At 66.7% G+C, this 2,959-nt stretch carries 3 protein-coding genes; all 3 read left to right on the top strand.

Annotated elements, in window-relative coordinates:
• The first annotated feature begins 82 nt into the window (after positions 1 to 82).
• On the top strand, positions 83 to 979 hold the full coding sequence (gene tnpA, locus AC1RU4_RS26200; protein ID WP_492894793.1) for an IS66 family insertion sequence element accessory protein TnpA: 897 nt from the start codon (positions 83 to 85) through the stop codon (positions 977 to 979).
• The gene (gene tnpB / locus AC1RU4_RS26195) at positions 976 to 1,329 is read left to right on the top strand and encodes an IS66 family insertion sequence element accessory protein TnpB (protein ID WP_492894791.1); all 354 of its coding nucleotides are present in this window, start codon (positions 976 to 978) and stop codon (positions 1,327 to 1,329) included. Before tnpA ends, tnpB begins: the two co-directional genes overlap by 4 nt.
• A gap of 72 nt (positions 1,330 to 1,401) precedes the next feature.
• Entirely contained in the window at positions 1,402 to 2,931 is a 1,530-nt protein-coding gene (tnpC, locus tag AC1RU4_RS26190) for an IS66 family transposase (RefSeq protein ID WP_492894789.1), read from the top strand.
• The last annotated feature ends 28 nt before the right edge of the window (positions 2,932 to 2,959 follow it).

Below are 2,959 nucleotides of genomic sequence, written 5' to 3'. Positions count from 1 at the left end.
GTAACCGTCCGGTCCCTGCACAGTATTGGCGTGGTGCAAAATCGGAGCATGTCGGGTTCCTTCGTAGCGTGGAGGATCTCCGGTGGCTTCGAGACATTTCGAGAACAAGGCGCGTCGCTCGTTCTGGCGGATTCATGTCGAGGCGTGGCAGCGCAGCGGGCTGACGCGCACCGCTTATTGCCGCGATCAGCGGCTCAACCGGCGCACCTTCGACAACTGGCTGAAGCAGCTGGCGGGCGAGGACGCGGCGCGCAAGCAGGCGGAATATCAGGCGGAACTGCGCCGTCAGCAGCGCAGCGAGGAACGGGCGAAGCGTCAGAAGAGGCGCGCTCGATTGCGGTTCGGCGTCAGCACGGATGAGCGCAATCGTGCGCTCCAGGCGTTCTGGGCGATGCATGTCGAAGCGATGAACTGGAGCGGCATGGGCGTGCGCGAATACGCCGCCGCGCTGCAGCTCTCGCCCACATCCCTGCGCATCTGGCGTGACCGGTTGGATGAGGGCGAGGTGGCGATCGACTGGCGCGCCCATCTTCATCCCTCCGCCCGGCCGGTCGTTGGCACTAGTGCCAGCAAAATGCCGCTGGAAAGCGTGTTGACAGCACCATCGAACAGCGATCCGGGGCCACTGTCGCAGCCGGTCCGGCGCTTCTTCAGCGACGAGCAGAAGCGTGCCATCGCGCTCGAGAGCGACCAGCCCGGCGTCAGCGTATCGAGCGTCGCGCGCAAGCACGGCATCGTCACCGGGCTGCTGTTCCGCTGGCGGGTGCAGTTCGGCGTGGCGCAGAAGAAGCGGGCGAAGCTGGCGCCCGTCGCGTTCACCGACGGCACAGCGGCAACGCGTATGCTGCAGGAGCTCATGCCGCCGCCCGACGGCATGATGGTGGTCGATCTCGCCGGTGGACGGCGGGTGTTCGCGCCGATCGGCAGCGATCCGACTGCGGTTCGGGCGCAGGCTGAATGCGAGGAGATCGCATCATGATGATCGTTCCCGCCGGCGTGAAGGTGCATCTCGCTCTGGGCTACACCGACATGCGCAAGGGCATGGATGGGCTCGCCATGCTGGTGCAGGAGGTGCTGAAGAAGGATCCGTTCAGCGGCCATCTGTTTGCCTTCCGCGGCCGCAAGGCGTCGATGCTGAAGATCCTGTTCTGGGACGGCAACGGGCTGTGCCTGTTCACCAAACGGATCGACCAGGGCGGCTTCGTGTGGCCGGTGATGACCGGCCATGACGGTTCGATCACGCTCACCCCGGCGCAGCTCGCCATGCTGATCGAGGGCATCGACTGGCGCGCGCCGGAGCGTGTCTGGAAGCCGGCGCTGGCCGGCTGAAAACCTACGCAAACCCAAGCGTATGAAGGCTTTGATGCTTGGGCGAAATGTGGTTTTGCGGTAGAATCGGGCATGCGGCTCGATCTGGAAAGCCTGCCCTCCGACGTCGGCCTCCTGCACCAGCTGGTGCGCGAGATGGCGGGCGTCGTCGAGAGCCGCGACGGTGAGATCGAGCGCCTCCAGTCGATCATCAAAAAGCTGCAGCGGGCGCAGTTCGGCCGCCGCTCCGAACGTCTCGATCCTGACCAGCTGGCGCTCGCACTGGAGGATCTCGACGCCGACATTGCCCGCATCCGCGAGAGCCATCCGGAGGTCGCCAGGCCATCTTCCGAGCGCGCGTCCCATCGCAAGCCGCTGCCCGATCACCTGCCGCGCGAGGACGTTCGTCTCGACATCGGCGATGCGGTTTGTGCGTGCTGCGGCGGTGCGCTCCATGCGATCGGCGAGAGCCAGTCCGAGATGCTGGACTGGGTTCCAGCGCAGCTTCGGGTGATCCGCATCACCCGGCCGAAATATGCCTGCCGCCTCTGCGAGACCGTGGTGCAGGCGCCGGCGCCGGAACGGCTGATCGCCGGCGGCGTGGCCACGCCGGCGCTGCTGGCCCAGGTGCTCGTCAGCAAATATTGCGACCACACCCCGCTCTATCGGCAGTCGCAGATCTTCGCCCGGCACGGCATCGATCTGGCGCGCTCGACGCTGGCCGGCTGGGTCGGGGCGGCAGGCTGGTGGCTGGTGGCGCTGCATCAGCGGCTCGCTCGCAATGTCTTCGCTTCCGACCATCTGTTCGCCGACGACACGCCGGTTCCGGTGCTCGATCCGGGCCGTGGCCGCACCAAGACCGGACGGCTCTGGGTCTATGCCCGGGAGCAGCGTGGCTGGGCCGGCCCAGAGCCGCCAGCGGCGATCTATCTGTTCGCGCCGGACCGCCGGGCCGAGCGTCCGGCCTCCCATCTTCAGCACTTCTCCGGCGTGCTGCACGTCGACGGTTATGCCGGCTTCGAGCAACTGGCGAGCAAGGGCGACATCGTTCTCGCCGCCTGCTGGGCACACACGCGGCGCAAGTTCTATGACGTCGCGCAAGCTACCGGATCGCCGGTCGCCACCGAGGCGCTGCGCCGGATCAGCGAGCTCTACGCCGTCGAGGCGCAGATCCGCGGGCAGTCGCCAGTCCATCGGCTTGCCGCACGCCGGCAGCACTCCCGTCCGCTCGCCAACGATCTGCGTACCTGGCTGGAGGCGCAGCTCATGCAGGTCTCCGGCCGCAGTCCGCTCGCCGAGGCCATACGCTACGCGCTGACACGTTGGGTAGGACTGACCCGCTTCCTGCACGATGGCCGCATCGAGCTCGACACCAATCCGTTCGAGCGCGCCATCCGTCCGATCGCACTCGGGCGCAAGAACCATCTGTTCGCCGGCAGCGACGGCGGCGGTGAAAGATGGGCCACCATCTGCTCGCTGATCGAGACCGCCAAGCTCAACGGTGTCGAGCCGTACGCCTATCTCGCGGACGTCCTCGCCCGCATGGTCGACGGTCATCCCGTCAACCGGCTCGACGAACTGCTGCCGTGGGCGTGGAAGAAGCAAGATCCCGTCAAGAGCTGACATCAGTGCAGCCCTCGGACGGATACCT

The sequence above is a fragment of the Ancylobacter sp. GW821-FHT10E12 genome, from assembly GCF_058809335.1.
This window is presented reverse-complemented; position numbering and strand designations above follow the sequence as displayed.

Excerpts from the sequence above, each read along its gene's own strand:
- tnpB (WP_492894791.1), top strand. The coding sequence starts at position 976 with ATGATGATCGTTCCCGCCGGCGTGAAGGTGCATCTCGCTCTGGGCTAC.
- tnpC (WP_492894789.1), top strand. The coding sequence starts at position 1,402 with ATGCGGCTCGATCTGGAAAGCCTGCCCTCCGACGTCGGCCTCCTGCAC.